The sequence below is a fragment of the Bacillus thermozeamaize genome, from assembly GCA_002159075.1.
Taxonomy (GTDB): Bacteria; Bacillota; Bacilli; order ZCTH02-B2; family ZCTH02-B2; genus Bacillus_BB; species Bacillus_BB thermozeamaize.
In genome coordinates this window covers 51,683-77,482 of the sequence record LZRT01000072.1, presented here as the reverse complement: position 1 = coordinate 77,482, position 25,800 = coordinate 51,683, and the positions used below count along the sequence as shown (strand labels likewise).

The window sequence follows — 25,800 nt, the reverse complement described above, 5'->3', positions numbered from 1 at the left end:
ATGCTCTCCCAGAAATCGAGCCTGTCACCGCAGGTGAGGCCGCCGGGGTTGATCTGGGAGAAGTCCACCTGGCAGCCGTTCACGACGGTTCCCAAACAACCATTTTCAATGGCCGGCTTTTGCGTTCAAAAATGCGTTACCGGAACAGGTTGCTGGCCCGCCTGTCCGCGAAACAATCGCGGATGAAGAAAGGTTCACGGCGGTGGAAAAGGCTCCAGCGAAGCAAGCGAAAACAACTTAAAAAGATCGGCCATCAAATTCGCGACATCCTGCACAAGCAGACGACCGCCCTTATCTCCGCCCTCCACGCGAGAAGGGTGCAGACGGTGGTCATCGGCGACGTGCGGAATCTCCGACAGCGGGTGGACTACGGGCCGAGGGTGAATCAGAAAATTCACCAGATGGTTACGGGCAAAGTGCGCTGGATGATCACATACAAAGCCCTCCGGTTCGGTATGCGCATCGAACTTCAGGATGAGGCATATACATCGCAGGAATGTCCGGCTTGCGGATATCGACGCAAGCCCCAAGGCCGGGTGTATGTCTGCTCATCCTGCGGGCATTGCTACCACCGCGACGGGGTTGGCGCAATCAACATCCGGAAAAAGTATCTGGGCTTAGGCCCAGTAGTCGGGGCGATGGCGTCCCCCACCGGGGTGCGGTACCGACCGCACATGCGGTGTAGCCCGCGCTAAGCGGGAAAGAATCCCCCGGCACAAGCCGTGGGAGAACGTCAAAAGAATGGGGCAAACTGATCCTGGCCGATGGACTGGTGGTAAAATGAAACTGAAACGGGGGTGCGAAGATGATCGATTTGTTTAAAAAGGGATTGGCGTTTGGACTGGGACTGGCCATAACGAGCAAGGAACAGATCGAACAGGTGGTCAACGAATGGGTCAAAAAAGGGGAATTGTCCAGGGAAGAGTCCAGGCAGATGATCCAGCAACTGATGCAGCGGGGAGAGGAAGAAAAAAACGAATTGAAACGCCTCTTGCGCGAGCAGCTCAAATCACTGCTGGAGGAATTGGACGTGGCCACGAAGGATGAGATCCGCCGCCTGGAACAACGGATTGAGCAGCTGGAAAAAAGAGACGAATAAACGCCGGGGACTCTTCTGGGGTCCCCGGTCTGTCAAAGGAGACCTGCGATGTTCGGAAAAAGGATGCGCCATCTCAGCCGTTATCGCGAAATTGCGGCCGCTTTGATGCGTCACGGATTCGGGATGATCGTCGAGGAAATCGGATTTGACCACATCCTCTCCTTGCCCCAGAGGGTGCTTTTCGAGACCAGGGAAAAGGACGCAAGACCCGAAAAGAGCGGAAAAAGCGTCGGCGAACGGATCAGGCTGGTATTGCAAGAGTTGGGCCCCACGTTCGTGAAATTGGGGCAAATCGCGAGCACGCGCCCTGATGTGATTCCTGAAGAGATCATCCGTGAACTGGAAAAGTTGCAGGACCAGGTGCCCCCTTTTTCGTTTCAGGAAGTGCGCAACATTGTGGAAGCGGAACTGGGGGGAAAACTGGAAACCCTCTTTCCCGAATTTGAAGCGACGCCTCTGGCCGCGGCTTCCATCGGCCAAGTCCACCGGGCACGATTGTGGTCCGGCGAAAAAGTGGCCGTCAAAATCCAGCGTCCCCATATCGCCAGCGTGATTGAAACCGATTTGGAAATCCTCCAGGACTTGGCGATGCTGGCGGAGCACCGCCTGGCATGGGCGGCAAGATATCACGTCCGGGACATGGTGGACGAATTCGCCAAGTCGCTGCGGACAGAATTGGATTACACGATTGAAGGCCGCAATGCGGAAAAGATCTTCAAACAATTCAAAGATGATCGCCAAGTCTATGTGCCGAAAGTGTTCTGGGACTACACCACCCGAAAAGTCCTGACCATGGAATACGTGGATGGGGTCAAACTCAACGAGCTGGATAAGCTGAAGCAACATGGATACAACCCGAAACGCCTGGCGGAACGTCTGGTGACAACGATGCTGCGGCAAATGTTCAACGCCGGTTTTTTCCACGGCGATCCACACCCCGGCAATGTGCTCGTCCTGCCCGGTGAGGTGATCGCCTTGATCGATTTCGGCATGGTCGGACGGCTGACACCCGAGATGAAACACCACTTTTCTTCCTTGGTGATTGCCTTGATGCGGCAAAGCACGGACGGGGTGATCAAAGCCGTCCTCCGCATGGGACTGGTCTCGGATGACGTGAATCTCGCGCAGTTGCGCCAGGATGTCGAACAATTGAGGGAAAAGTATTACGGCGTGCCGTTCAGTCAAATCAGCCTCGGAGAGGCCGTCAACGACATCTTCCGCGTGGCGTTCCGCCACGCCATCCGGATCCCGCCGGATCTGACCTTGTTGGGCAAGGCCTTGCTGACCCTGGAAGGCGTGGTGGAAACACTGGATCCTGGTTTCCGTATCCTCGACATCGCCGAGCCGTTTGGACGCCAGCTGTTGAAGGAACGGCTGCGCCCCAAAAGTGTGGCGGAAACGGTATGGAAGCGTGTTTCCGATTACGGGGAGTTGCTGTTCGGCCTGCCCAGACACGTGAAAGATTTAACCTCGTTGCTCAAACAGGGAAAACTCCGGCTTGAGATCAGCATTCCGGAATTGGATCTTTTTTTGAAAAAGCTGGATCAGATCGGCAACCGGGTCTCCTTCAGCATTGGCTTGCTGGCGTTCAGCATCATCATGGTGGGCGTCATCATTGGCACGACCATGGGAAGAGCGTCCACCCTGCTGTGGCGGATTCCGGCGATCGAGATTGGATTCGGCATGGCGACACTGATGTTTTTGTGGCTGCTGGTTTCGATTTTCAGGTCGGGGCGGTTTTAGCCCCTTGCAGGCCCTGCTTCCACGCTTGCAGACCCTGCTTCCATGCTTACAGACCCTGCCGCCCGCCACATAAAAAAGTCTTAAACTTTTTATTCATCAAGATACATCAAAATTCATTATGATTAAGACATATACCCATCCCTTTTTGAAAGGAGCATTGGATAATGAAAGACCATTACGACAAGATCGTCGCTGCCGCCGCACAAATTTCTCCGGTGCTGCCGTTTCATAAAAGCGCCACGATTGAAAAGGCGTCCGTCCATGTGGAAGAGGCGAGCCGCCAGGGCGCACACATTGTCGTGTTCCCTGAATGCTTTGTCCCGATGTATCCCAACTGGTCCATCGATTTTGCGGAACCCGGTGTCTGGGAAGACCATTTGACGGAATTCATGCTGCACTCCGTTGATTTGGACAGCGGCGATTTGGATCCGTTGAAACAGGTGGCCAGGTCGTACAAGACGATCGTCGTCATCGGGATCAATGAACGCGTCAAGCGATACGACGGGATGCTGTACAATTCGCTGGTATTCATCGGACAGGACGGGGAGATTCTTGGGGTCCATCGCAAGGTGTTCCCTTCCAACCGGGAGAAACTCTTTCATACCCGGGGCAACGGCAGCACGCTGCAGGTGTTTGACACGCCGATCGGACGTCTGGGCGGGCTCATCTGTTACGAACACTTGCAGCCGCTATTGAAATATGCCTGCATCGCGCAAGGAGAACAAATCCATTGCGCCTCCTGGCCCGGATGGCCCAACTTCAAGACGGGACGTTCCAACAAGCACGTGATTGACATCGCCAGCCGCGCTTATGCGCTGGAAGGACAATGCTTCGTCATCGCCTCCTCGCTGTACGTACCGCCATCCGAAGCGGAAAAGGCCAACCTGGGACACGCCGATTGGAGTTTCTTCGGCGGCAGCGCGATCATCGGTCCCTCAGGCGAGTATATTGCCGGTCCGGTGTACGATCAGGAAACGGTCATTTACGGTGAACTGGACTTCCGGCTGATCCCCAAACGCAAAGCCTCCATCGATGTGACGGGACGGGATTCCGCGCCGGAAGTGATCCAGCTGAAATTGAATACGAAAAACCCCGGATTCATTTCTGAAGAATAGGCTTAAAACATCCCCCTCCCCCGTCTCACACCAAACGGGCAGAGGGGGTTTTTTCGATCGCAAGTGATTGTGGCTCTCCGTTTTTAACTTTAGTCACTTCAGTCACACATATGTATATATTCAGAATCTCCAACCCTCTCTTCGGATAAATTGCAAAAAGTTTGCCCAGTCTACGCCCATCTTCATACATACGTCCGGCATTTTAATTTTTTTGGCTTTCGGGTCTGCTGGTATTTCTCCGGTAATGACAACCGCTTTTTTTACTTTTGCCAATGCGATGACATATGAGGCTCGAAAAAAATAAACTCCCGTTCTTTCAACCATTTGTAAATTCCATCTTCTCTTCTCTCGAGTTCCAATAATACCTCAACAGGGGCAATCACCTTACCTGCTCGTACCAAATGGTCCATTCTCTCCCACAGTGAACCGAAAACATCAGGGGGATAATAATCACGCCATGCATCTATCCAGACACTAGTATCAATACAATACATCAGGTCCTCCCCCTGTTAGGACGCCAAATAGTTCTTTTTCAATTCGGTTCACATGTTCCAGGTTTATGCCCCCCAGAAAATTGGATACGTCCCTTGTGCTGATCAACTCGTTATGCCAGGCGTTTAATACCATATACGTATATGCCCTGCCGTTCTCACTCAAAACCCGCCTGTAGTATGGCACTTTTCCCTCTGTTTTGGTCTCCTCTTGCCTTTTATACTGTTCAAGAAATTCGTTCCGCTTTCGGTTGTAAAACCGGACATCTGTTTTTCCTAATGTGAGCAGCCTGCGCAAGATCACTTCCTGGCTGACCATGAAACGGTTTGCAAGTTGCCTCAGTTCCCAATCTTCCCACGTCATATGAACCGGACGTTGAGCCACCAACTCCTGTGCCAGCAACGCATCGGTGGGTACCAGACTTTCCCCTGCCACACGGTTGCAATACGCCTCCACATCGTGGTTCATGTTCTCGTCTGCATCGTGCAAATCACACACGCCGCCACGACGCATAAGGATATGGGTCAGTTCATGAAACAAGGTGAAAATTCGGCCTCTCGGCGTGTCTTTACTGTTTACAGCAATGACTGGGTATGGACGATCTCCTATCGAAAACCCTCTCGCATGTTCCACTTCCACATCACTGAATTGAAACACCAGGATACCTATGCTCTCCATAGCAGAAACCCAGGTTCTAAGCGCTTCATAGTGGTTTCTCCATGAGTACTGCTCTTCGAGGGAAACGTTCAGAGCCTCCCTGATTTGACGCGCAACATGTGAGGTCGGATTGCCAAGGTGGATTGAAAGGTTGAATTCCGACTTATCTTCCCCCAGTTGACTCGCCAAGTCCAGTGCAATCTCTCTTCGCATCATTGCTTTCCGGATTTCAAGACGTAGCCTGGGGCTGTAACTGCTTCCCTGTTCCATATCATGTACCAACCTGAAGTCGGGAAGTTGAACAGGTTCTTCCGGAACATGCTTTTTGTAAAAAATGGCCGTCGGACGTTTGAATACACTCCCGATTTTTCGGAGTTGCTTGATTGTGGGATAGTCTTCCCCACACTCCCACTTCTGAAGCCGCTCGACGCTCGTACTGATCTTCCTTGCAGCCTCTTCTTGACTGTAGCCCGCTGTTTTCCTTGCCCATACAAGCATTTCGGGATTGATTCTCGCTTTCACTTGTTCTGCCATCAGAATCCCCCCTTCCAATCATTGGAGTGGTAAATGGCTAGTATTGTCATCAGTATATACCAACAGTATTCTTCTGTGGACTTCAGAAATGCAAAAAGTTCCCTTGTGGTGGGACAGTGCTTGATAAGTCCTCATGATGCGAATTTAGCCTAGACTTGAAGAAAACTAGAAGAAAAAAATAGATAAAATCCCGAGGAAGGATGAGATAATCATCCTTTTTATCCTCACAATCACCAATAAACGCCACTCAAACCGCTTGTAACCTGGAATCCCTCTCTTTATAATTATCGGTAAATTTTATAAAAAGAAGGATATGCTTCTTTTTGTACATAAGAAGAATTTTTTCCTTACATTAAAATCCTGCAGAACGTTTACATAGCCGTTGAAGGGAGCGTTCGTATGAATGATGAGGTCAAACAATTGGCTTTACACATCCGCAACCAGTCGGCCCATCTGACAAAGTCCCAGAAGGAAGTGGCTGAATACATTCTCACCCATCCGCAGGAGATGACCTATTTGACAGCAGCACAAATCGGAAAGGAGGTGGGCGTCAGCGAAACGACGGTCATCCGCACGGCAATGAACCTGGGGTACCGGAAATTCTCCGATCTTCAGGAAGCCTACCAGGCAGCCTTCGGGAAAAAACGCACCCTGAGCCGGCTGGAAGAAAGCACGACCGGCCTGGATTCCATACCGGCGGCCCTGCATAAGAGCTTTCAGCAGGATCTGGAGAACATCCGGTCCACCTTGGAATCCATTGATCACGAACAGTTTCAGCAATTCATCCAGCGCATCACAGAGGCTAGGAACATTTTTGTCATTGGTTCCCGTTCCACCTCGGCCGATGCCTTTTTCCTGGGGTTTAACCTGAACAACCTGTTGGGCAATGTGCATACGGTCACCTCTCTGGGGCCGGATATGGAAGACTGCTTCCGCTATGCGGATGAACAGTCCCTGGCCATCGGCTTCGGCTACCCCAGATATGCGAAAAAAACCGTGGATGCCTTGCGTTACCTCAAGCATAAAAAGGCCACCATTACCGTAATCACTGACAGCATCCGCTCTCCCTTGCTGGAATTGGGTGACTTCTCCTTTCTCACCGAGATCAAGTCCTATACCTCGGTGGATTCCCACGCGGCCTCATTCGCGTTGATCAATGCCATCATCTCGGCAGTCAGCTACCATGCCAAAGAAAGAGTAGTTCAGATGCTGAATCTGCTGGAAGATTACTATGCCGATTTCCAGGTCTTTTCAGGCAAGTAAACATGAGGGGGTTATGAGATTGAAAAAAAGATTCTTCTTATTCGTCGGTCTGATGGCCATGCTCGTCCTGGCCGCGTGCGGCGGTGGGCAGGCAAACCCAGCGAATCAGGACAACGCCAATGGCAACAGTTCATCCACCGGATCGTCCGGGCAAGTGAAAAAGTTCTCCATCGCCACCGGCACCTCTTCCGGAACCTACTTCCCGGTGGGCGTCGGCATTGCCAAGGCGATTGGCGAAAATCCCGCCTATGAACTGAATGTCGAGTCCACCGGCGGTTCTATCCAAAACCTGCAGTTGTTGAACAGCGGAGAGGTCCAACTGGCTTTGGCCGCATCCAACACCGCCTTTGCCGCATACAACGGCGAGGAGCCGTTTGAGCAACCAATCAAAAAACTGCGCGCCGTCGCCGCGCTGTACCCGGAAGTGTTCCAGTTCGTGGTGCGCCAGGATTCCGGACTGAACTCGATTGCTGACCTACGGGGCAAAAAAGTGGCCATGGGTTCACCCGGCAGTGGCACCGAAAGAACCGGCCGGCTCATCCTGGAAGCCCACGGCCTGACCTACAACGACTTCAAGCCGGAATTTATCAGCTTTTCCGATGCGGTGACCGGCATGAAAGACAAAACCATTGACGCCGCCGTGGTGGGCGCCGGGGTGCCGACGGCAGCCATCGTGGACGCGGCCGCTTCGATGAAAATCAAGCTCCTGCAACTGGACAGCGAAAAATTTGAGGCATTTGTCGCCTCTGACCCGTATTTCATCACGACCACCATCCCTGCCGGCACCTATGAAGGCGTGGATGATGACGTCGTCTCAGGCGCCTCGCCCGCCCTGCTCATCGTCAGCGAAGAGATGGATGAACAGACTGTCTACGAGATGACCAAGGCGCTCTTCGAAAACCTGGACAAAGTGAAGGAGGCGCACGCTGTCGCCAAAAACATCAGCCTGGAAACAGCCACCAAGGGCGTTTCCATCCCGTTCCATCCGGGTGCCGTCAAATACTATCAAGAACAAAACATTGAAGTGAAATGAGTGAAATGAGCGTGAAGTCCATGAGATCCCCCTCAAGCGGGGGATCGATCGCATTTGAGGTGAAACCGCATGAATCAGGATCACACACATCAGATCACCGATTCCCCTGAAGAACAGGGGGAATGGGGACAGCAGTTGCGCCAGTTGTCCAGGCCGCTCTTGCGCCTCACTGCGGTGATTGCCGTACTCTTTTCCATCTACCAGCTGTACTCCGCAGGAATTGAATCGCTGCCAGCCCTGCAGCATCGCGCCATTCACCTGTCCTTCGCCTTGGTCCTGGTCTTTTTTCTGTATCCTGCCACGCGAAAAGATCAACACAAGATTCCATGGTGGGACTGGCTCTGTATCCTGGGCAGCGTGACCATCGGCGCATACATTGTCATCAATTACATGGAATTGGTGTATCGTCAGGGCAATCCCAACACCGTCGATTTGATCATGTCGGCCATCGCCATTCTGTTGTGCCTGGAAGCTTCCCGCCGCACCATGGGGTGGACGCTCAGCCTGGTGGCCGGCGCGTTTCTTCTTTATGCCTTCTTCGGGCAATACTTGCCGGGCGATTTCGGTCACAACGGATACACGTTGAAGCGGATCCTGGAACAGATGTATTTCACGTCGGAAGGAATTTACGGCGTGGCCATCTATACCACGGCCAGTTTTGTCTTCACCTTCATCGTCTTCGGCGCCATGTTGCAGGCTTCCGGCGGCGGAAAAGCCTTCATCGATCTGGCGTTTGCCCTGACCGGCCGGTTCCGCGGCGGCCCCGCCAAGGCGGCTGTCGTGGGGAGCGGCCTGATGGGAACCATCTCGGGCAGTTCCTTCGCCAACGTGGCCAGCACGGGGATTTTCACCATCCCGCTGATGAAAAATGTTGGATACAAGCCGGAGTTTGCTGGCGGCGTGGAAGCGGCGGCCTCCTCCGGCGGCCAGATCATGCCCCCCGTCATGGGCGCGGCCGCCTTTATCATGGCCGAAATGACCGGCATCCCCTACAACCAGATCATCATCTATGCCGCATTGCCGGCCATTCTCTACTATCTCTCCATCTTTTTGATGGTGGATTTCCGCGCGGCCAAATCCGGATTGATGGGGCTGCCCAAAGAAGCGTTGCCCGATCTGAAGGAAACCCTGAAAAAAAGCATCTTCCTGATGGCAGGACCGGTCAGCATCCTGGTGATGCTCTTGATCGGCTACACCCCCATCAAGGCCTCTTTCTATGCGGTCATCGTTGTTTTTGTGGCCAGCCTGTTTCGCAAAGACACGCGCCTTACCCTGCCCAAGCTGCTTTACGCCCTGGAAAGCGGAGCCAAAGGGGCGATCGGCCTCATTGCCGCCAGTGCCGTGGCCGGGATCATTGTCGGCGTGGTCACCTTGACCGGCCTGGGTTTGAAGTTTTCCGACTTCGTCCTGCAATTTTCCAACAACCAATTGTATCTCGCCCTTTTCTTCACCATGATCGCATCCATCATTCTGGGCATGGGTCTACCCACGGCGGCCTTGTACATCATCCTTGGTACCCTGGCGGCGCCGGCACTGGTCAAAATGGGCGTCCCGGTGGCGGCGGCCCACCTGTTTATTTTCTATTTCGGTTGCATGGCAGCCGTCACACCGCCCGTCGCGTTGAGTTCCTATTTGGCGGCCACCATCGCCAAGGCCAAGCCGATGCAAACCGCCTTGAACGGATTCAAACTGTCGCTGGCCGCTTTCCTCCTGCCGTTTATCTTTGCGATCAATCCGTCCCTGTTGTTTTTGGATACCACACCCGGTGAATTTGTCTGGGTAGCTGTGACGGCCATCTTGGGAATCGTCGCGCTGGCCGCCAGCCTGGAGGGGTACCTGTTCCGGCACATTACCATGCTGCACCGGATCGTCTTATTCATCCTGGCGCTGGTTCTGCTGGATCCGGGACTGGTGACCGACCTGATCGGGATGACCGGCATCTTGGCACTGGCTTCCTATCACTACTGGAAAAGGAAACGGGAGGATGCGCGCCTCCTCAGTCCGTCACAGTGAAAAGAACGACAACAACGATACCGATGAGATGAGCGTTATGGATGAAAAAGCGCTATTCCACGATGTGAAGCGGGAAGCAGAACATGACAGCGAGGTAGATCAAACGCCAATGAATGGAAAACGACGCATTACCTTTACCTTTGAAGGAAAAGAAGTATATGGGTATGAAGGCGAGCCGATTGCCGTCGCCCTGTGGCGCGCGGGCATTCGCAACCTTGGCAGCAGCATGAAACTTTCGCAGGCCAGAGGCATGTATTGCGGCGCCGGTTGGTGCCAGAGCTGCCTAGTGCAAGTAGACGGCAGACGCAATGTCCGAAGCTGTTTGGAACCGGTCCGGCCAGGAATCCAAGTGAAGCGTGGTGTTCAGCATGACCCCATTTGACCAAGCGCCGGTCCTGATCATCGGGGCCGGCAGAACCGGCACCTACTTTGCCGATTGGCTGGAAAGGCAGTCCCTGCCCTACCTTCAGGTGGATATGAAGCCCCTGCCCGTTCACCCCAGGCGGATCGGACAGGCAGCCGTCCTCGGCATCGGGTTTGACCGGGAAGTGGTTGTGGAATATGAGGAACGCCTGCATCGCTTTCACTGTCAGATGATCATCGCGGCAACGGGAAGCAGAGGATTGGCAGTGCCGTTTCCGGGCTGGACGCTGCCGGGGGTGCTCCTGCCATCGGCGGTCCAACAGATCCTCCGATACCCTGCACCATCCCTCGGGGAATCGGTCGTCCTCCTGACCCGTCAGCCGCAGGGCCCATTTGTGGATACCGTCAAGGCCCACGCCCAGCAAACCACCGTCCTGTGCTGGGATGATCTGGAGTGGATAGAAGCCAGCGGCGGGACAGAAGTGAAGCGCTTTTCCTGGAGAGAAAAGGGGCAGCCCCCTTCCCAGGTTCAGACCATCGATGCCAGCACCGTGATTGTGGATGCCGGCTGGACTCCAGCCGTCGATCTGTTTCACGCCAGCCAGTTTGAAACCGCTGTGGACGAGCAAGGCCGGATGCACGTCCGCCTCAATGAGCGCCTGGAAACCCTGTCCGCCCCCGGGGTCTACGTGGCCGGCAAGGCGGCCGGCATTGACGCGGCGCCCGAAGACTGCAACTATGAACCCATTTTTGCGGCCCTCAAGGGGCTGTTTCACGGGAGGTAAAGGAGGCTGTAGATTGAACTGTGGATGGAACCGTTTTGCAGACGAATTCACAATCATCTGCCGGTGTGAAGAGGTGACCCGGGGGGAAATCGAGACCGCCATCAGTCAAGGCGCCTGCACACCGGACGACATCAAACGGATCACCCGCTGCGGCATGGGCCCCTGCCAGTCGAAAACCTGCCGCATGCCTGTGATGGCCATCATCGCCGAATTCATCGGCCGGCCGCTCTCCCAGGTCGCCAGCCCCAAGGCCCGGTTTCCTCTCTTTCCGGTTCACCTGGAAGTGCTGGCCACCATGCCCAACCGGCAAAATGCGGAAGTCATCGACATTCTCTTGCATGCCATTGACAATCGGGAACAAACGGGTGAATGAAAACATGACACACTACGATACCATCATCATCGGCGCTGGGGTGGTGGGAAGCAGCATCGCCTACCATCTGTCGGAAAAAACATCCAACATCCTGGTCATCGACCGTCACTTTCCGGGGGCCGGGACCTCCGGCGCCACACAGGCCTGGGTATGGGTCCATACCAAGCAGCCCAACTGGTACGCCGAGTTTTCCATGTACAGCGCCGAAATGTACCCCATTCTCAAGAAAAAGCTCGTGGACATCGAATATGTCCGCACCGGCGGGATTGCTCCCATCTTCGATGAGGACAAGCTGGCCAAAGCCAGGAAACTGGTGAAAGAACAGCAGGAGAAAGGCATTGAAATCCACCTCCTGAGCAAGGAAGAAGCCCTGGCCAAGGAGCCGTACCTGTCGGATCAAATCATCGCCGCCACCTACAGTCCTTTGGACGGGAATGTCAACCCGATGCGCCTCAATCAGGCTTACATTCAGGCGGCAAGGCGCCGGAAGGTCACCTTTTCCTTTTACAATCCGGTCACCCAGATTCAACGCCGCGGCAGGCAATTCGTCATCCAGACAGAGAAAGAAACCTATACCGCCGGGCAACTGGTGTTGGCGGCCGGCACGTGGACCCCGCTCCTGGCCCAACACCTGGGCGTCCAGGTGCCCGTCCGTCCGGTCAGGGGGCAAATCCTGATCACCGAACCGGCCCCGCGCTTCCTCAAGCACACCGTCAGCGGCGTCCGGCAAACCGTGAACGGAGAGGTGCTCATCGGATATTCCAAGGAGGAGGCCGGGTTTGCCAAGGACACCACCTGGGATATTATCGGCGAAACGGCCCGTTTTGGCATCAAAATCATCCCCGCGCTTCGGCGCCTGCGCCTTGTCCGGGCGTTTGCCGGTTTGCGGGCCATGCCCCGGGACGGCCTGCCAATCATCGGGCCCGTCCAGGGTGTCCCTGGCCTGTTCCTTGCGGTGATGCACAGCGGCGTCACCCTTTCCCCCATCGCCGGCATGCTGATGAGCGAGATCCTGGCGGGCGAAGCTCCCTCTTTTCCGCTTGAACCGTTTCGCCTGGAACGGTTTCATGAATGAATTTCCACAAACTGCGCTCGCAATATGCAATATGCCAATATACGCACCGAGGGGCTGCGTCAACTGACCAGCCCCTCGGTGTTTTTGAACTTAGAACTTACCTTTTGCGTTTCGCCGCCCTCAACAGCGCCAGCACCTTCGGTCTGGCGCCCGCCTGGATTTGAAATCCTAGCCCGCGACGGATAATCTCGGGCATGTAATACCCATCATCCGTTTCTAACAAAAATCCCTGCTCTTCCAGGAGCTTGATCTCCCTGGTTGTCAGATCGTAATCTTCCGCCTTAAAAGGAATTTGCCGTTTTTCCTTGTCACGCGTCAGGTCTTTGAAAAAAATAGTTAAGAATGGACAAAGGTCCCGAAAATCCCTAAAGCAACCCTTGATCAGAGGGCAAAGTGATTTTCACAAACTGCAGGATGAGCGGCGCGCCCCGCGGGGGGATATCGCTGAGAATCAGCATTCCGGGTCTTACCGCATACAAATTCGGTGATTGCAGGACGCCGTTGACAAAAAGGTTGAGAAAAGACACACTGCCAGGGTCCAAGATGCCGGAAGTGCTGTATGGCGGCGCTGCGTCAGCGTCGGTGTAGACATTTCGGAAGCCGTCGGAAAAAGCCGTGTATTGAGTGGTCTCGGCTTTCAGCAGGCGAGGAACATCGGGACTGACCTGTCTTGGAAAGATATCGGGGCAGCCGAGTGGGGTAATCATCTTCGCATGGCACCAGGCATATGCCAGGTTCTCCGTGACGGACACGCTCGCGCTTTGCGTGACCGGTGACCTGAACATCATCTTTGAGGCCATGCTTCTCCGCATCATATTACCTGGAGTGATGTTTTCAGGCAGAATGTTTCTTCGTACCATGTAGAGTCTCACCGCTTGTCCTTCCTTTCACGAAGAATGAATAAAGCAAGAAAGGGGCCTCCCCAGACATGCTGTGCCCGTCCGGGAAAGCCCTGAATGCTTTGCAGGCGCGATCGTTTGAACATTGCCCTGTTAATTGACAACCATTTCCACAACGACAGGGGTTGCCGGGTTTAAAGTATCTCCGTCGGGAATCGTGAGCGAGGTGGTTGAAATCGTGGAGGCGTTGCCCGGCTGAATCACGCCGTTGATGTAAAGGTTGTAATACGCGAACGAACTGGGGAATGTGGTCACCGTATTTCCGCTGTCATCGAGAAATGCGGTGGCCGGAATGGCAAACGTGGCACCCGTGCCTGTTCCATCCCCAATCGTTGCGTTAAATCTTAAAGCAGTGATAAACGGTTTGATGAACGGCAATCACCATCACCTCTGAATGGCAAAGTTTAATTTTTTATTATGAGATGCGGCATGTTCCATTTTGGAGCCGACATTTACTCTGATGGGACCGCCTGTTTTTCATCGCGGCGCGCCAGGGTCCGCATCCGCGTGCCGGTTCACCGGTTTCCCCATCGCCTGTTCAATACGGTCAAGCAGCGCCTCGCGCCGGAGGCGGAAAAAGGTGTGGAAGTCATCCTGCCGCATCGCCTGTTCATCGATCACGTGGGAAGACAGAATCTCCCGCATCCGCTCGTCCGCAATCCCGGCGTGTTTCTGCAGGCGGACCAGGTAGACGCTGGGCGCATTGCCGCCGATCATGCGGTTGGTCTTGGCCGACAGGGGCGTCTTGTTGACGATGCAATCACAGAGCCGCAGGTCAATCCCCTTTTCCTGACAAAAGGCGCGGGGGAAGATATGGTGAATGTCCATCCGTTCGTCAAAATACAGATTCACATCCACCGCATCGCCGCTCCGGAAATCCAGCGCCCCCTCCCGCAGCAGGAGGGCGGAAATTCCCTTGTACGCCGCGCTGTTCCGCGTCCGCAAGGTGAGCAGGCGGTCGGGTGAGAAATGGGCATCCTGGACGGTGGACGGCGCCTCTCCCCCTTCGATCCAGGAAACCACTTCCGGCAGATCCTTGGCAAACCGGCTCTCGGTCGCGCTGCCATACAACTCACCCAGCACGCCGCACCAGTACCAGCGGGCCAGTTTTGCGCGGACACCGTCATTTTCCGCGCGGTCCCCAAGAACTGCCATGATGGCCGCCAGGGGCACGGTCTGTGAATGATAGGGAAGATCCCGGGCGGCAAAGATTTTCTGTGAAATCAAGAACTTAGCCACCTTTTCGAAACCCGCCGTCGCCGGCTCGGCCCAGGCCAGGTAATCATCCAGGGACAGCCGGAGGATGTCCCGGCGCTTGCAGCTGACGGCCTGTTCGGGATTGGCCTTTTTCCGGGCATATGTGGCCAGCAGGGTAACCGCCTGCAAAAAGTCGGTGTTCTGGACCCCTTCCAGCACCTTGTGTTGCCGGATCCGCCGCTGCCTCTCCTGCCAGTCCTCCCGCAGGTTGAAATCTTCCGCCGCATAAGTGGCGGTCAGGAGTTCAAAGGCGGTCAGGGAGACGCCGCCGGTGTTCACCTTTTCAAACACCTGGCAAACCGCTTCCTTGGGGTTTTCCTTGCGCAGCAGGATGAGCGGCATCTGGTACTGCTGAAACCGCTGGATCACGTCCTGGAGAAACCGGCTCCACTTGCCCATCCGCTCCGCCGCGGCTGTGGGGTCCGCCTGGCAATAACACATCTGCCATTCCATCAGGGCGTGAAGGTCAAACACGCGGGCCAAAGGAAACAATTCCGCCCGGCACTCCGCTTCCATGGTCGAGTAATCCGCCGTCACCTCGCCGCGGAAGTTGCGAATCTTCCGGTCCTCCGGAACGCTGACAACGGCCTCCTCCCGGTCTGCCGCCGGATCGAGGACCTTGTTGATGTCCAGGTAATACCACCGGCTGATCGTATTGCCCCTCGGATCTTTGGTCGTGACCGGCTTGCCGGAATACAAGGATTGGTACAGGGAGGTCAGCCGCTGCTGGCCGTCCAGGATCAGCCGCTCCGGCTCAACCGGTTGCGGCAGGATGACGCCTTCCACCGGCCGCGGTTTGAACCGGACCTCATCATTGCCGGTTTGAAGCATCATCACGGCGCCGACCGGGTAGGACAGGGAAATGCTGGCCAACAGGCTGCGGATGTGCTCGTCATCCCAAACCCACCCGCGCTGAAAATCGGGGAGCTGCGTTCTCCCATCCTTGATGCTCTTCAGCAAGTCTTGCAGGGATTCTTTGGTACTGTCAAACGTGGTCACCGAATGCACGATTCACACCGCTTTCTGTGGATTCTCGATGCCTTCCAATACCTTCTGCAGATTCACATCGCCTCCAGTATAGCATGTCAACGGCGCTTCTATAAAAACATGAAAATAAGGAAATTCCCTCCATCCTGAACCTCTTTTCAGATGTCCTTTTGATTCGGTAAAATCTTCACAGGATTGGCTGACTGGCACGCTTTGATTCCTGAATTTTGAAAATAGATCAGACAAAGGAAGTGGGTCCAACATGTCCGCCCTTTTCTGCCACCGAAATATCCTGGTCAGGTTTTTTTCGCTTTACTTGCTGGGCTTGTTGTTCTTTTACATCACCTGGACGATCAGCTACTTCTTCTTGCCCGAGGCGGTGTTGCGCAATACGGGCTTCTTGGCCAAACTGGCCGGAAACGAAGCGGCGGGACATCCCGTGCTGGAATGGCTCAAAATCTTTGGCTTGAACCTCATTCCGTGCCTGATTGTGGTTGTTGCCAACCTGTACGTCATCGGCCGGACGTTTCCGCTCGGTTATCTGATCCCTTTGGAATGGATGATCCATTACGCCATCCTGCTTGGGACCAATTCTTTCTCCATCCCCATGGACCATCCCCTTCCCCCGTCGCTGGCCGTGTTCGGAAGAAGCGGGCTTTACGAAATCGCGGCGTATACATGGATTGCCGTAGCCACGTATGCCATTTCCCGGTACCGTTTCCGGAGCTTCTTTTCAAGGCCGGAGCCCATCGAACAAAAAAGCCGTTCCCTCACGCTCTTCGACAAGCTGGGCATCCTGGCGGCACTGCTCATCCTGCTGCTGGCCAACCTGCGGGAAGCGTGGATGATTGCGGGCCCGCCTTCTTGAGCCAACACTTTGCAACACATTGACAATGGATAGCGCACAGAAGGTTCCGGTATCCTTTCCCTTAAAGGAAACGTTCACGGCGCAGCCCGTTGGACGCAGCATTTCTTTAAAAAAGAAGCAGCAAAGAAGCAGCATATCTTTCAATACACAAGGGAAAGAGGTCAAGCCATGAAACCATCCGCCAACATGCATCCATCTGCCGACAGAAAACCGGCGAACCGGTTTGACAAGCACAAAGGATATGCACGCATGTTCAAGGAAAACCATCTGACCATCGGGTTGTTCTTTCCCCTGGAATCATACGAGGGCAGCATTCCCGAGATGGACATGGAAAAGCAGATGAAGCTGGCAAAACGGGCGGAAGCGTTGAATTTTGCCGCTTTGTTCGTGCGGGATGTTCCGTTGTATGACCCCTATTTCGGGGACGTGGGTCAAATCTATGATCCCTGGGTCTTTTTAGGGTATATCGCCGCCCATACCGAACAGATCGCTTTGGGCACCGGAAGCATTATCCTGACATTGCGTCACCCTTTGCATGTCGCCAAAGCGGCCGCTTCCGTCGACCGGTTGTCCGGAGAACGCTTGGTGCTCGGCGTGGCGACCGGGGATCGTCCGATTGAGTTTCCGGCCTTTTCCGCCGATCCCGAACACCGTGGCGCTTTGTTTCAGGAAGCCGTTGGGGTCATGAAAAAAGCGTGGGCGGAACATTTCCCTACGATTCAATCGCCCCGGGTCCACCTGGCGAATGGGGACGTGCTGCCCAAGCCACGCCTGTCGGACATCCCGGTGCTGGTAACCGGCCACAGCGCGCAGTCCGTGGAATGGATTGCCAAAAACAGTGACGGTTGGCTGTACTACCCCCGAAACTTGACCTTCCAAGCGGAACTGATTCAACATTGGCGCTCGCTTACCGATCAGTTCAAGCCGTTCAGCCAGTCCCTGTATGTCGACTTGACAGAAGATCCGAACCATGTGCCAGTCCCGATTCATCTGGGGTTCCGCATCGGCCGCAATCTGCTCATCGAATTCCTTGAGCGTCTCAAAACGGCCGGCGTCAATCACGTCATCATCAACTTGAAATACGGCCGGCGTCCTGCTGAAGAAGTGATTGAAGAATTAGGGGAAGAAGTGCTTCCGCACTTTCCGGCATTGGGCACATCATAAACATGCAATCCCTAGACAAACAAGCCATAGACACACAAAACCCTGTCGGCTGACGCCACAGGGTTTTGTGTGTGCTCACAGGGTTTCGATCCAGTCAGACGTTTTGAGGACCTTGCTGAACAATGATCCTTGTGCAACCAAGATGGTTTGATGAAGTTCTTCAGCGGTGACTTCACCCGCTTCGTTTTTGATGGAAATGGTTCCGGTCGCATCGGCAAGAAAGTCGACGGCAAAGCCCAAATGGAACGCCTGCCTGGCCGTGGTGTCGCAGCACATGTGGGTCATGTAGCCGGAAATCGCCACGCCGGCAATGCCCTTGCTTTTCAGCCAATCCTCCAGACGGGTGCCGGTAAAACTTCCCGGCAAATGTTTTTCAATCAAGAGATCGCAAGGACGTTTGGCAATTTCAGGGTGAAGCTCCCATTCGGGACTGCCTTTGCGAAACGTAGCCGCGTTCTGCGCTCGACTGGTGTGCTGGATGACCACAACCGGAATCCCTTTTTCATGCGCTCGATCCATCGCCAGTAAGATGTTGTTGAGGCTTTTGTCCGAATGGCTCACCGGCAGTTTCCCGGTGAAATATTCATTTTGGACATCGATCACCAACAAGGCCTTTTTCATCGTCCATTCCCCCCGCTTGCGTTCTCATATGAATCGATCAGGCACATCAGTTTCAATTTGACACTCCGCACGGCTAAAGCCGTGGGATTCTTGGGAGCACTCCCGCAACCGGGAGTTCCGCCTTGCGGCACCAAGCGATCCCCGTGTGTCCCACGGTTCAGTCCGCTCAGGCGGACAGACAACGCAAGCCTTCTTGCAGAATGTTTCTTGCGGCGTTGACATCCCGGTCGTGGATTTCGCCGCACACCGGACATGTCCACTGCCGGACAGACAGGTCCTTCGTCCCGGTGTTTCGGTGTCCGCAGCAGGAGCAAAGCTGGCTGGAAGGGAAGACGGGCGAAACGATCACCACCTGCCGTCCGTACCACTTTGCTTTGTACTCCAACTGCCGCCGGAATTCCGACCAACTGGCGTCGGCGATGCTTCCCGCCAGCCGGTGGTTCTGCTGCATGTTCTGCACCTGCAAGCCCTCCAGGCAGATCACTTGGTTCTCGCGTATCAGCCGGGTGGACAGCTTGTGCAGGAAGTCCATCCGGGCGTTTCGCACCTTCTCGTGGAGCCGGGCCGCTTTCAACCGGGCCTTCTCCCGGTTCTTCCCACCCGGTTTCCGGCGGGAAAGAATGCGCTGCCAGCGTTTCAGTTTCCCTTCGAGTTTCCGAAGGTGTCGAGGGTTCGGGATCTTCTCTCCGATACTGAGCACGGCGAAATCCAGCAGTCCCAGGTCGAGGCCAACGGCGTTCGTCCGCGGCTCTAGAGGCTGAATCTCCGTATCCACCAACACAGAGACGAAGAATTTACCCGAAGGCGCCAGACGAACCGTGGCCGAGAGAATGCGTCCCTGCACTTCCCTGGATTTGGCGAACTTCACCCATCCTACCTTCGGAAGCCGAATCTGGTTGTCCTCAATGCGGATAGTCGCCTTGGTGTCCTCTCTGCCATTCCGTTTCGAGGTGTAGGACTGCTTTGGGTGTTTCTTGCTCTTGAAGCGCGGGTAGCCTTTCTTCTCCCGGAAGAACCTCTGGAAAGCGTCGTCCAACTCTTCCACCGTCCGTTGCAAGGCCGTGGAATCCACTTCTTGAAGCCAGGGGCACTGTTGTTTCAACGCAGGGAGTTCGCTCATACAGGCGTATTGGTTCAGGGTGGTGCCGTCCCGCTCATAGGCTTCTTTCCGCCGTGCGAGGAAATGGTTGAACACAAACCGGCAGCACCCGATGGTGCGCCGAATTTGCTGTTCCTGTTCTTTTGTCGGATAGAGACGGAAGGAATAGGCTTTGTGCACCTCGTTCACCCGCGCTTCCTCTGTGCTTCGACATACCAGCGGATCGTATCGCTGGACACGTTTCCTGCCGTACTCACAAAGAAGGAACGCGTCCATAGACTGTGAAGGTGTCTTAGATGCGGGAATTCTTCACGCAGTCGCCTGGATGTGATCCCCTTGATCGTCGCCATCATTCTGGAAGGCGAATCTGTCGAGAGACAATTGAGAAACAAATGAACATGATCCGGCATAAATTTCCATCGCAAGAATCAGCCAGTCGTTTTGGGCGCAAATCTCGCTTGCCAGTTCCTTGAACCGTGATTCCACTTGACCAACGAGAACTTTCCGCCGATATCGCGGACAGAACACGAAATGATAGTTGATGAGCGATACGGTAGTTTTCGTATGGCGATATTCTTGTCCCATGCCATAATTGTATCGGTTCAACGAATAAACTCCAACACACTTCATACCACTTCTGAAGGAGTGGGCTTTCGCGCGGGATTTCTGTAACATCTTCAATGTAACATCCAAAATTTCAGAATTCAAATCCCAAATCCGTCATTCGCCAGAGATTACATAAAATGGCGGAATCAGTGGAAAGGTATGGATAACCTGGGAGTGCAAGGGGGGAATGGTCGTGAGAAGGAAGCGGCGCTCCAAAGTGAAAGCGCGCAAACAGCCAAAAGTGTGGAACATTCCCGCCGATCAACCGGATCGCGAAGTGTCGCCCGATCTGGATGAGACGTTGTCCCATCTGTCCAATGTGTGGGAGAAGTGCCACGATCTGGAGATCCGCCGGCTGGATGCAGGGGGCAACCGCTTGGCCATCGTGTGGCTGGACACCCTGGTGGACAAACTGTTGCTGCAGGAGGGCATCGTGGAACCGCTCACCCGCGCGGACAGGCGGATTGTCTCACAGGCGCAGCTGGGCAATCTCCTCCAGGTTGGAAGCCTCCAGTGGAAAACGGGGTGGCGGGATGTTGACGCCTGTCTGGCCGCAGGGAAAGTGGCCGTCTTCGCGGAAGGGATTGCCGGAGCAGCCATCGTGGAACTCATCAAAACGCCAGGGCGGCAAGTCGAGCGGCCCGTCGTCGAAGCAGCGGTCCTGGGACCGCAGGAGGCGTTCATCGAGGACATCGAACAAAACATCGGCCTCATCCGCAAACGGATCAGAAGCCCCCGCCTCAAGATGGAAATGGAGACCAGAGGAACAGTAACCCGCACCCGTATCGCCCTGCTCTACGTCGAGGGCATCATCAAGCCAAGCATTGTAACGGAACTGAAACAGCGGCTGAAAAAGGTACAGCTGGACGGGATCCTGGAAAGCAATTACGTCGCCGAGTACATCCGTGATGCGCCCCGGACCCTCTTTCCCACCGTGCAATTCACGGAGCGTCCCGACGTGATCGCCTCCTCCCTCCTGCAAGGGCGTGCCGTGCTTCTCGTGGACGGTTCCCCCATGAGCATTTTGGTGCCGACAACACTTTTCAGTTTTTTGCAGTCAAGCGAAGACTATTACGAGAATTATCTCGTAGCCACTGTCATCCGTGTGCTCCGGCACGTCCTCTTCTGGCTTTCGATGTTGCTGCCCGCATTGTACGTCGCGCTGTTGAGCTATCACCAGGAAATGCTGCCGAGCCGGCTCTTGATTACCATCGCGGCGAGCCACGAAGGCATACCGTTTCCCACCGTGGCGGAGGTGCTGATCATGGAAGTGATCTTCGAAGCGCTGCGCGAGGCGGGGCTTCGCTTGCCCCGGTCCATCGGGCAGTCGGTCAGCATCGTAGGGGCACTGGTGATTGGAGACGCGGCGGTATCAGCGGGACTGGTCTCTCCGCTGGTCGTCATGGTCGTTTCCCTGACGGGGATTGCCTCCTTTTCCGTACCGTACTACCACCTGGGGCTCACGTCGCGCATCCTCCGCTTCATCTTCATCATCGATGCCGGGTTTTTTGGACTCTACGGCATCATCCTGATGGTATTGCTGCTCCTGATTCACCTGGCGTCGCTGCGGTCGTTCGGGGTGCCGTACCTGGCACCGATCACGCCTTTCGTCTGGTCGCAGGCGGAGGATCACAAGGACTTGTTTTTCAGGGCACCCTTCCGGAATGTCAAAAAACGGCCTCATTTGTACGAGCCGGCCGACAAGAGGATCCCCTAAACGCTGGAGGGTGACAAGATTGCGGATAAACACATCTGTTTCCAAAAGGGCCATTTGTCTGATGCTGGCTGCTGCCGGATGGGTTCTCTCCGCCTGCGGGGACTTGACGGAAATCTCCGACCTGAACATCGTCGTCGGCTTTGGCATCGATAAAGATGGAGAGGACGTGCGGGTGACGGTACAGATGCGGAACGTGGTGGTCGGGGCAACCTCAACGGAAGGCATGGGCCAGCAAGGGGGAGGAGGCGGGGGCAAGGAGTATATCAACCTTTCCTCCGAGGGCAGGACGGTGGAGGAGGCGGTTGAGAACTTGCGGCGCGTGGCTCCCCGGCGTCTCTATTTTGCGCACAACACGGTTGTGGTGTTCGGCCGCGAATACGCCGAAAACGGCATCGATCCGGTATTGGACTTCCTTCTCAGGAGCCGGGAGTTCCGCCGCACACAGCTTTTTTGCGTGACATCAGGCACAGCCGAGGAGGTGCTCCATGCCACCGTGGGCGGCATGGAACAGGTCAACGCGCTGGGGCTGCAGCGGCTGCTCCTGCCGGCGGACATCGAATTTGTGATTGCGCCCACCACGGAAAGGATCTTTTTGAACCAACTGCTCTCTCCCTCCCATGTGCCGCTCATGACCTGGGTCGATGTGGAGCGGGAGAAGGCAACCCTCAAGGGAGTGGGACTGTTTCGCGGCGCCAAGCTGGCGGAACTGCTTCCGTTCCAGCTCGCCCAATCTCTTCTTCTGTTGCGGGGGGAGATCGAAACCTATACCGTCGAGCTCCCTTGCGACCAACCCAACCGGAAAAGCGTCGTCCGGATTCGCTTTATCCGGCACGAGCTGAAGCCGCTCCGAAAGGGCGGGGACATCGCGTTTCACGTCCATATCCGCGGGACCGGCGAGCCTGTGACGATGTGCCACGGGAACTATCTGGAGCCGGAGACGTTCAAGAAGATGAAAAAAGCTGTAAGAAGCCAATTGGAGCAACAATTGAGAAAGACGGTCGCCTTTTTGCAACAACGAAAATTGGACGGCGCGATGTTTGGGTCGGCGGTGTACCGGGTTGATCCAAAGTGGTGGCGAGCCCACGCCAAGGAGTGGCCCCGGCTGTTTGGCAAGGTGCCGGTGAAAATAGACGTGCAGGTGGATGTGACCCGGCCGGGGATGTTGACCACGCCGCCGGAGCACAACTACACGCCCGAACTGTTTCCGCCCAAATCCGTTCCGGGAGGGGATTGACCGTGTTTATTGGGATCGTGCTGTGCTATGCCGCAGGAGCGGCGATGCAAGGATACTTCGCCTGGAAAAAGGGGGAAAAGCGCGAATGCGTGGTGTTGCTGGGGCTGGTTGCCGTGGGCGTCCTGTTTGCCACCTTATATTACACAGGCGCAAATCAACGGATCTATCCTCTGGAGATCCTTGAGCGGTTGTTCCGGCCGCTGACGGAATGGATCTACGTCGCACTGTAGGGGGATGGCATGTACGAACAAATATCCCGGTTGCAATTCATCTTTCTGATGTTCTGGCTCGTCATCGGGACGGGAATTTTACTCCTTCCGTTGACCATCGCGCAGTTTGTGATCCACGATGCCTGGATGGTGGGACCGATTTTTATTCTGGGGACTTTTTTCCTCTCCGGCATCGTCTATCTCTTTGTCCGCGTCTTTCCCGGGCAGAATCTGATTGAAGCGTTGCAAACGGCGTTTGGTCCATGGCCCGGCCGGGTTCTGGGGGTTTGGCTGCTCGTCTGGATGTTTCTCAACAACTGTCTGATTTTCCGGGAGATGACCCTGTTTGTCACCATCAACTTTTTCCCGAATACGCCGATTTATGTTTCGGCTGCCGTTTTTATGGTGCCGGTGATCTACGCGGTGTTTAAGGGAATAGAGGTCGTGGGACGGGTGGCGGAGATCATATCTCCATGGGCCATCGGCACGACATTCGCGTTGTACCTGCTGGCTCTGCAGAACGCCGATTTTTCCAACGTCTTGCCTCTGTTGGCCGACGGATTTTCGCCCGTCCTCAGAGCCTCCCTGGTTCCCTGGATGTTTGCCACCAATTTCATCATCGCGCTTCTGATGGTACGCAACCTGAAAGAACCCCGGAAAATGGGCAAGGATGTGCTGATCTCCGGCGTCGCGGTGGGCTTGACCGGCCTGCTGGCCGAGTCGGTGACATCACTGGTGCTCGGTCCGATCCGATCGTCCTCTCTGTTTCCCGTTTTGGAAGTGATCCGTACCATTCGGATCGGCACCTTTTTGGAACGGCTCGACCCGCTGTACGTGATCACCGTGATCACCACCATGTTCCTCAACGTGGCGGCACTTTTCTACACCATGCTGGTTGCCGTTCAGTCGCTGTTTGGCTGCAAGAGTTACCGTCCGTTTGTGACGGCCGGGGCGCTGGCGGTCGGAACCGGGACGTTTTTTCTGATGGAAAACAGCGGAAGATTGCTGGAATACGTCATGTATACGGCGCCCGGTTACTACTTCGTTACGGCACTCGGCATTCCCATCCTGGCCATCGTCGTGCAGTGGGCCAAGCGGCTGCTGACCCGGAACCGCCCGCAAGGGAGACGCCCGGCCGGAAGCGGAGGGGCTTCTGCGGCCAAGCCTTAAGCAGATCTCCGTACCCACGTATCACTGGCATCTGAGAATGGCGGTTCGCAAATGAGCGTTTGAACTCGCCGGGAACCTCAATTATTTATCACGCTGCCTGCATTTGGATCTGAATCCACACATTCGCCACAAACAAAAATTTTTCCCTTCGCTATTGACTTTGACAAAAAAGCGGATTATAGTGTAATCATGGTTTTTGGTTGACTTGATATTCAATCAAAAAGGTGGATGAATCATGGCGCATTACAATGTGGACGTATGTATTGTCGGCGCGGGTCCAGCCGGCGCATTCCTGGGGTTTCTGCTGGCCCGCAAAGGGATTAAAACCCTGCTCATCGAACGCCATGCGGAACTTGACCGTGAATTCCGCGGCGAACACCTTCATGGCGATGTGGCAACCTTATTAAAGAAATACCGGCTGTTTGACAAGGTGAAGGAACTGGGGATTTTGCCGATGAAAAGGGTCGAATTTTTTCACGGCGCCAAAAGAGTGATGTCCATCACGCCCGAGCTGTTTGGCATCGAGCATGTCGGCATTCACTTCCCCCATCAGCACCTGCTCAGCGCGCTAATTGAAGAAGCGCGGCAAACCGGCTGTTTTGAATTGCTGATGAATACAACCGTCAAGGAGTTAATGATGGAGCAGGACCGGGTGACGGGGTTGAAAGCGAAAAGCAAAGACGGCGAAGTGGAGGTGCGCAGCAAAATTGTCGTGGGGGCCGATGGAAGGCATTCCAGCGTAAGAAAACTGGCCGGCATTCCGACAAAAATCAAGAAGCACGGTTACGATGTGCTATGGGCCAAAATTCCGGCTCCGCCCGATTGGGAGCCGACGATGCGGATGGTTCTCGTCGATCATACGCAAATTACCCTTTTTGCCTGCACCGGCGGTTTCTTGCAGATTGGCTGGCAAATTGCGGAAGGATCGTTCCCTTCCCTCAAGAAACAGGATTTCCGGCCATTTATCGACACGTTAATCAAAGCCGCGCCGGAATTAAAGCCATATGTGGAGCGGCATATTTGCGATTGGAATGATTTTATGTGCCTTCCCGTGCAAAGCTGCACATGTGAAACCTGGGTGAAGAATGGCTTGATCATCATGGGTGACGCCGCGCATACGATGAGCCCGGCCGGCGGAATCGGCGTCAATGCGGCGATGAAAGATGCGGACGTTCTTGCACCAATCATCTGGGACGCCATACAAGACCAAGATTTTTCCCGGGACAAATTGATCGCGTTTGAACAGATGCGAAGGGACGAAATCGACAAACTGCAGGAAGGTCAGGTCCGGCAGGAAAAGGCCATGCAACGCTTGAATGGCAGCAAACTTCTCAAGCACCTGTTTTACTGGAATATGCGGGTTTTGGACAAAATGCCGTGGAAAGGAAAAATCTTTGCCAAAATGTACGCCGCAAACAGATAAA

At 54.9% G+C, this 25,800-nt stretch carries 25 protein-coding genes and 2 pseudogenes; 18 read left to right on the top strand and 9 right to left on the bottom strand.

The features are described from left to right. The 4 genes and pseudogenes from BAA01_05090 to BAA01_05075 all read left to right on the top strand — a co-directional run bounded on the left by BAA01_05090 (position 1) and on the right by BAA01_05075 (position 3,957). Positions 1–711: pseudogene (locus BAA01_05090) on the top strand (transposase). A 94-nt stretch (positions 712–805) separates the two neighbouring features. Further along, positions 806–1,099 carry a polyhydroxyalkanoate synthesis regulator gene (locus tag BAA01_05085; protein OUM87641.1) on the top strand — a complete coding sequence of 98 codons (294 nt, stop codon included), beginning with the start codon at positions 806–808 and terminating at the stop codon, positions 1,097–1,099. Positions 1,100–1,147: 48 nt separating this feature from the next. Beyond that, the gene (locus BAA01_05080) at positions 1,148–2,842 is read left to right on the top strand and encodes a 2-polyprenylphenol 6-hydroxylase (GenBank protein OUM87640.1); all 1,695 of its coding nucleotides are present in this window, start codon (positions 1,148–1,150) and stop codon (positions 2,840–2,842) included. 164 nt (positions 2,843–3,006) lie between these two features. After that, positions 3,007–3,957 (top strand): hypothetical protein, encoded by a 951-nt coding sequence (locus BAA01_05075; protein OUM87639.1) that lies wholly within the window; start codon positions 3,007–3,009, stop codon positions 3,955–3,957. Between the two features lie 120 nt (positions 3,958–4,077). On the opposite strand, the gene BAA01_05070 is transcribed toward BAA01_05075, so the two are convergent. Together BAA01_05070 and BAA01_05065 are read right to left on the bottom strand one after the other, a co-directional pair. Further along, positions 4,078–4,281 (bottom strand): hypothetical protein, encoded by a 204-nt coding sequence (locus BAA01_05070; GenBank protein OUM87638.1) that lies wholly within the window; start codon positions 4,279–4,281, stop codon positions 4,078–4,080. A gap of 156 nt (positions 4,282–4,437) precedes the next feature. Beyond that, positions 4,438–5,640, bottom strand: a complete 1,203-nt coding sequence (locus BAA01_05065; GenBank protein ID OUM87637.1) for a hypothetical protein — start codon at positions 5,638–5,640, stop codon at positions 4,438–4,440. 399 nt (positions 5,641–6,039) lie between these two features. Between BAA01_05065 and BAA01_05060 the strand changes: the two genes are divergently transcribed. From BAA01_05060 to BAA01_05030, 7 genes are all read left to right on the top strand, one after another. Then, positions 6,040–6,903 carry a hypothetical protein gene (locus BAA01_05060; protein OUM87636.1) on the top strand — a complete coding sequence of 288 codons (864 nt, stop codon included), beginning with the start codon at positions 6,040–6,042 and terminating at the stop codon, positions 6,901–6,903. Beyond that, a complete protein-coding gene (locus tag BAA01_05055) occupies positions 6,872–7,936 on the top strand; it encodes a hypothetical protein (protein ID OUM87635.1) in 1,065 nt (354 codons plus the stop codon). Before BAA01_05060 ends, BAA01_05055 begins: the two co-directional genes overlap by 32 nt. A 69-nt stretch (positions 7,937–8,005) precedes the next feature. After that, positions 8,006–9,949, top strand: coding sequence for a C4-dicarboxylate ABC transporter permease (locus BAA01_05050; protein ID OUM87634.1), 1,944 nt, complete (start codon positions 8,006–8,008; stop codon positions 9,947–9,949). Positions 9,950–10,058: 109 nt separating this feature from the next. Further along, a complete protein-coding gene (locus BAA01_05045) occupies positions 10,059–10,331 on the top strand; it encodes a hypothetical protein (GenBank protein OUM87655.1) in 273 nt (90 codons plus the stop codon). Further along, positions 10,318–11,097 (top strand): hypothetical protein, encoded by a 780-nt coding sequence (locus BAA01_05040; protein ID OUM87633.1) that lies wholly within the window; start codon positions 10,318–10,320, stop codon positions 11,095–11,097. Before BAA01_05045 ends, BAA01_05040 begins: the two co-directional genes overlap by 14 nt. Positions 11,098–11,110: 13 nt before the next feature. Then, complete coding sequence (locus BAA01_05035) at positions 11,111–11,470, top strand: hypothetical protein (protein ID OUM87632.1); 360 nt, start codon at positions 11,111–11,113, stop codon at positions 11,468–11,470. A gap of 4 nt (positions 11,471–11,474) precedes the next feature. Continuing rightward, positions 11,475–12,545 carry a sarcosine oxidase subunit beta gene (locus BAA01_05030; protein ID OUM87654.1) on the top strand — a complete coding sequence of 357 codons (1,071 nt, stop codon included), beginning with the start codon at positions 11,475–11,477 and terminating at the stop codon, positions 12,543–12,545. Positions 12,546–12,910: 365 nt separating this feature from the next. Here BAA01_05030 and BAA01_05025 read toward each other — a convergent pair whose 3' ends face one another. The 4 genes from BAA01_05025 to BAA01_05010 all read right to left on the bottom strand — a co-directional run bounded on the left by BAA01_05025 (position 12,911) and on the right by BAA01_05010 (position 15,952). Beyond that, positions 12,911–13,333, bottom strand: coding sequence for a hypothetical protein (locus BAA01_05025; protein OUM87653.1), 423 nt, complete (start codon positions 13,331–13,333; stop codon positions 12,911–12,913). Positions 13,334–13,537: 204 nt separating this feature from the next. Next, positions 13,538–13,822, bottom strand: coding sequence for a hypothetical protein (locus BAA01_05020; GenBank protein OUM87631.1), 285 nt, complete (start codon positions 13,820–13,822; stop codon positions 13,538–13,540). A 99-nt stretch (positions 13,823–13,921) separates the two neighbouring features. Continuing rightward, positions 13,922–15,709 (bottom strand): hypothetical protein, encoded by a 1,788-nt coding sequence (locus BAA01_05015; protein OUM87630.1) that lies wholly within the window; start codon positions 15,707–15,709, stop codon positions 13,922–13,924. Between the two features lie 3 nt (positions 15,710–15,712). Further along, on the bottom strand, positions 15,713–15,952 hold the full coding sequence (locus BAA01_05010; GenBank protein OUM87629.1) for a hypothetical protein: 240 nt from the start codon (positions 15,950–15,952) through the stop codon (positions 15,713–15,715). Between BAA01_05010 and BAA01_05005 the strand changes: the two genes are divergently transcribed. Both BAA01_05005 and BAA01_05000 read left to right on the top strand, forming a co-directional pair. Beyond that, positions 15,951–16,556, top strand: a complete 606-nt coding sequence (locus BAA01_05005; protein ID OUM87628.1) for a hypothetical protein — start codon at positions 15,951–15,953, stop codon at positions 16,554–16,556. The genes BAA01_05010 and BAA01_05005 overlap by 2 nt on opposite strands. A 186-nt stretch (positions 16,557–16,742) precedes the next feature. Continuing rightward, the gene (locus BAA01_05000) at positions 16,743–17,720 is read left to right on the top strand and encodes an LLM class oxidoreductase (GenBank protein OUM87652.1); all 978 of its coding nucleotides are present in this window, start codon (positions 16,743–16,745) and stop codon (positions 17,718–17,720) included. 75 nt (positions 17,721–17,795) lie between these two features. Here BAA01_05000 and BAA01_04995 read toward each other — a convergent pair whose 3' ends face one another. The 3 genes and pseudogenes from BAA01_04995 to BAA01_04985 all read right to left on the bottom strand — a co-directional run bounded on the left by BAA01_04995 (position 17,796) and on the right by BAA01_04985 (position 20,025). Beyond that, complete coding sequence (locus BAA01_04995) at positions 17,796–18,341, bottom strand: isochorismatase (protein OUM87627.1); 546 nt, start codon at positions 18,339–18,341, stop codon at positions 17,796–17,798. A gap of 166 nt (positions 18,342–18,507) precedes the next feature. Next, a complete protein-coding gene (locus BAA01_04990) occupies positions 18,508–19,620 on the bottom strand; it encodes a transposase (protein ID OUM87651.1) in 1,113 nt (370 codons plus the stop codon). 5 nt (positions 19,621–19,625) lie between these two features. Next, positions 19,626–20,025 (bottom strand): annotated as a pseudogene (locus tag BAA01_04985) (transposase). A 238-nt stretch (positions 20,026–20,263) separates the two neighbouring features. Here BAA01_04985 and BAA01_04980 point away from each other — a divergent pair. The 5 genes from BAA01_04980 (at position 20,264) to BAA01_04960 (ending at position 25,799) form a co-directional block, all read left to right on the top strand. Next, positions 20,264–21,763, top strand: a complete 1,500-nt coding sequence (locus tag BAA01_04980) for a hypothetical protein (GenBank protein OUM87650.1) — start codon at positions 20,264–20,266, stop codon at positions 21,761–21,763. 19 nt (positions 21,764–21,782) lie between these two features. Then, a complete protein-coding gene (locus BAA01_04975) occupies positions 21,783–22,997 on the top strand; it encodes a hypothetical protein (GenBank protein ID OUM87626.1) in 1,215 nt (404 codons plus the stop codon). Positions 22,998–22,999: 2 nt separating this feature from the next. Further along, a complete protein-coding gene (locus BAA01_04970) occupies positions 23,000–23,227 on the top strand; it encodes a hypothetical protein (protein ID OUM87625.1) in 228 nt (75 codons plus the stop codon). A 9-nt stretch (positions 23,228–23,236) separates the two neighbouring features. Beyond that, complete coding sequence (locus BAA01_04965; GenBank protein ID OUM87624.1) at positions 23,237–24,376, top strand: hypothetical protein; 1,140 nt, start codon at positions 23,237–23,239, stop codon at positions 24,374–24,376. A 235-nt stretch (positions 24,377–24,611) separates the two neighbouring features. Continuing rightward, positions 24,612–25,799 carry a hypothetical protein gene (locus BAA01_04960; GenBank protein ID OUM87623.1) on the top strand — a complete coding sequence of 396 codons (1,188 nt, stop codon included), beginning with the start codon at positions 24,612–24,614 and terminating at the stop codon, positions 25,797–25,799. Position 25,800 lies beyond the last annotated feature (1 nt).

Coding starts and splice junctions, on each gene's coding strand:
- BAA01_05055 (OUM87635.1), top strand. CDS start 6,872: ATGCCGATTTCCAGGTCTTTTCAGGCAAGTAAACATGAGGGGGTTATG.
- BAA01_05025 (OUM87653.1), bottom strand. CDS start 13,333: ATGATGTTCAGGTCACCGGTCACGCAAAGCGCGAGCGTGTCCGTCACG.
- BAA01_05075 (OUM87639.1), top strand. CDS start 3,007: ATGAAAGACCATTACGACAAGATCGTCGCTGCCGCCGCACAAATTTCT.
- BAA01_05070 (OUM87638.1), bottom strand. CDS start 4,281: ATGGTTGAAAGAACGGGAGTTTATTTTTTTCGAGCCTCATATGTCATC.
- BAA01_04965 (OUM87624.1), top strand. CDS start 23,237: ATGTACGAACAAATATCCCGGTTGCAATTCATCTTTCTGATGTTCTGG.
- BAA01_05085 (OUM87641.1), top strand. CDS start 806: ATGATCGATTTGTTTAAAAAGGGATTGGCGTTTGGACTGGGACTGGCC.
- BAA01_05065 (OUM87637.1), bottom strand. CDS start 5,640: ATGGCAGAACAAGTGAAAGCGAGAATCAATCCCGAAATGCTTGTATGG.
- BAA01_04995 (OUM87627.1), bottom strand. CDS start 18,341: ATGAAAAAGGCCTTGTTGGTGATCGATGTCCAAAATGAATATTTCACC.
- BAA01_04960 (OUM87623.1), top strand. CDS start 24,612: ATGGCGCATTACAATGTGGACGTATGTATTGTCGGCGCGGGTCCAGCC.
- BAA01_05050 (OUM87634.1), top strand. CDS start 8,006: ATGAATCAGGATCACACACATCAGATCACCGATTCCCCTGAAGAACAG.
- BAA01_05045 (OUM87655.1), top strand. CDS start 10,059: ATGAATGGAAAACGACGCATTACCTTTACCTTTGAAGGAAAAGAAGTA.
- BAA01_05060 (OUM87636.1), top strand. CDS start 6,040: ATGAATGATGAGGTCAAACAATTGGCTTTACACATCCGCAACCAGTCG.
- BAA01_05030 (OUM87654.1), top strand. CDS start 11,475: ATGACACACTACGATACCATCATCATCGGCGCTGGGGTGGTGGGAAGC.
- BAA01_05080 (OUM87640.1), top strand. CDS start 1,148: ATGTTCGGAAAAAGGATGCGCCATCTCAGCCGTTATCGCGAAATTGCG.
- BAA01_05000 (OUM87652.1), top strand. CDS start 16,743: ATGCATCCATCTGCCGACAGAAAACCGGCGAACCGGTTTGACAAGCAC.
- BAA01_05005 (OUM87628.1), top strand. CDS start 15,951: ATGTCCGCCCTTTTCTGCCACCGAAATATCCTGGTCAGGTTTTTTTCG.
- BAA01_05010 (OUM87629.1), bottom strand. CDS start 15,952: ATGTTGGACCCACTTCCTTTGTCTGATCTATTTTCAAAATTCAGGAAT.
- BAA01_05040 (OUM87633.1), top strand. CDS start 10,318: ATGACCCCATTTGACCAAGCGCCGGTCCTGATCATCGGGGCCGGCAGA.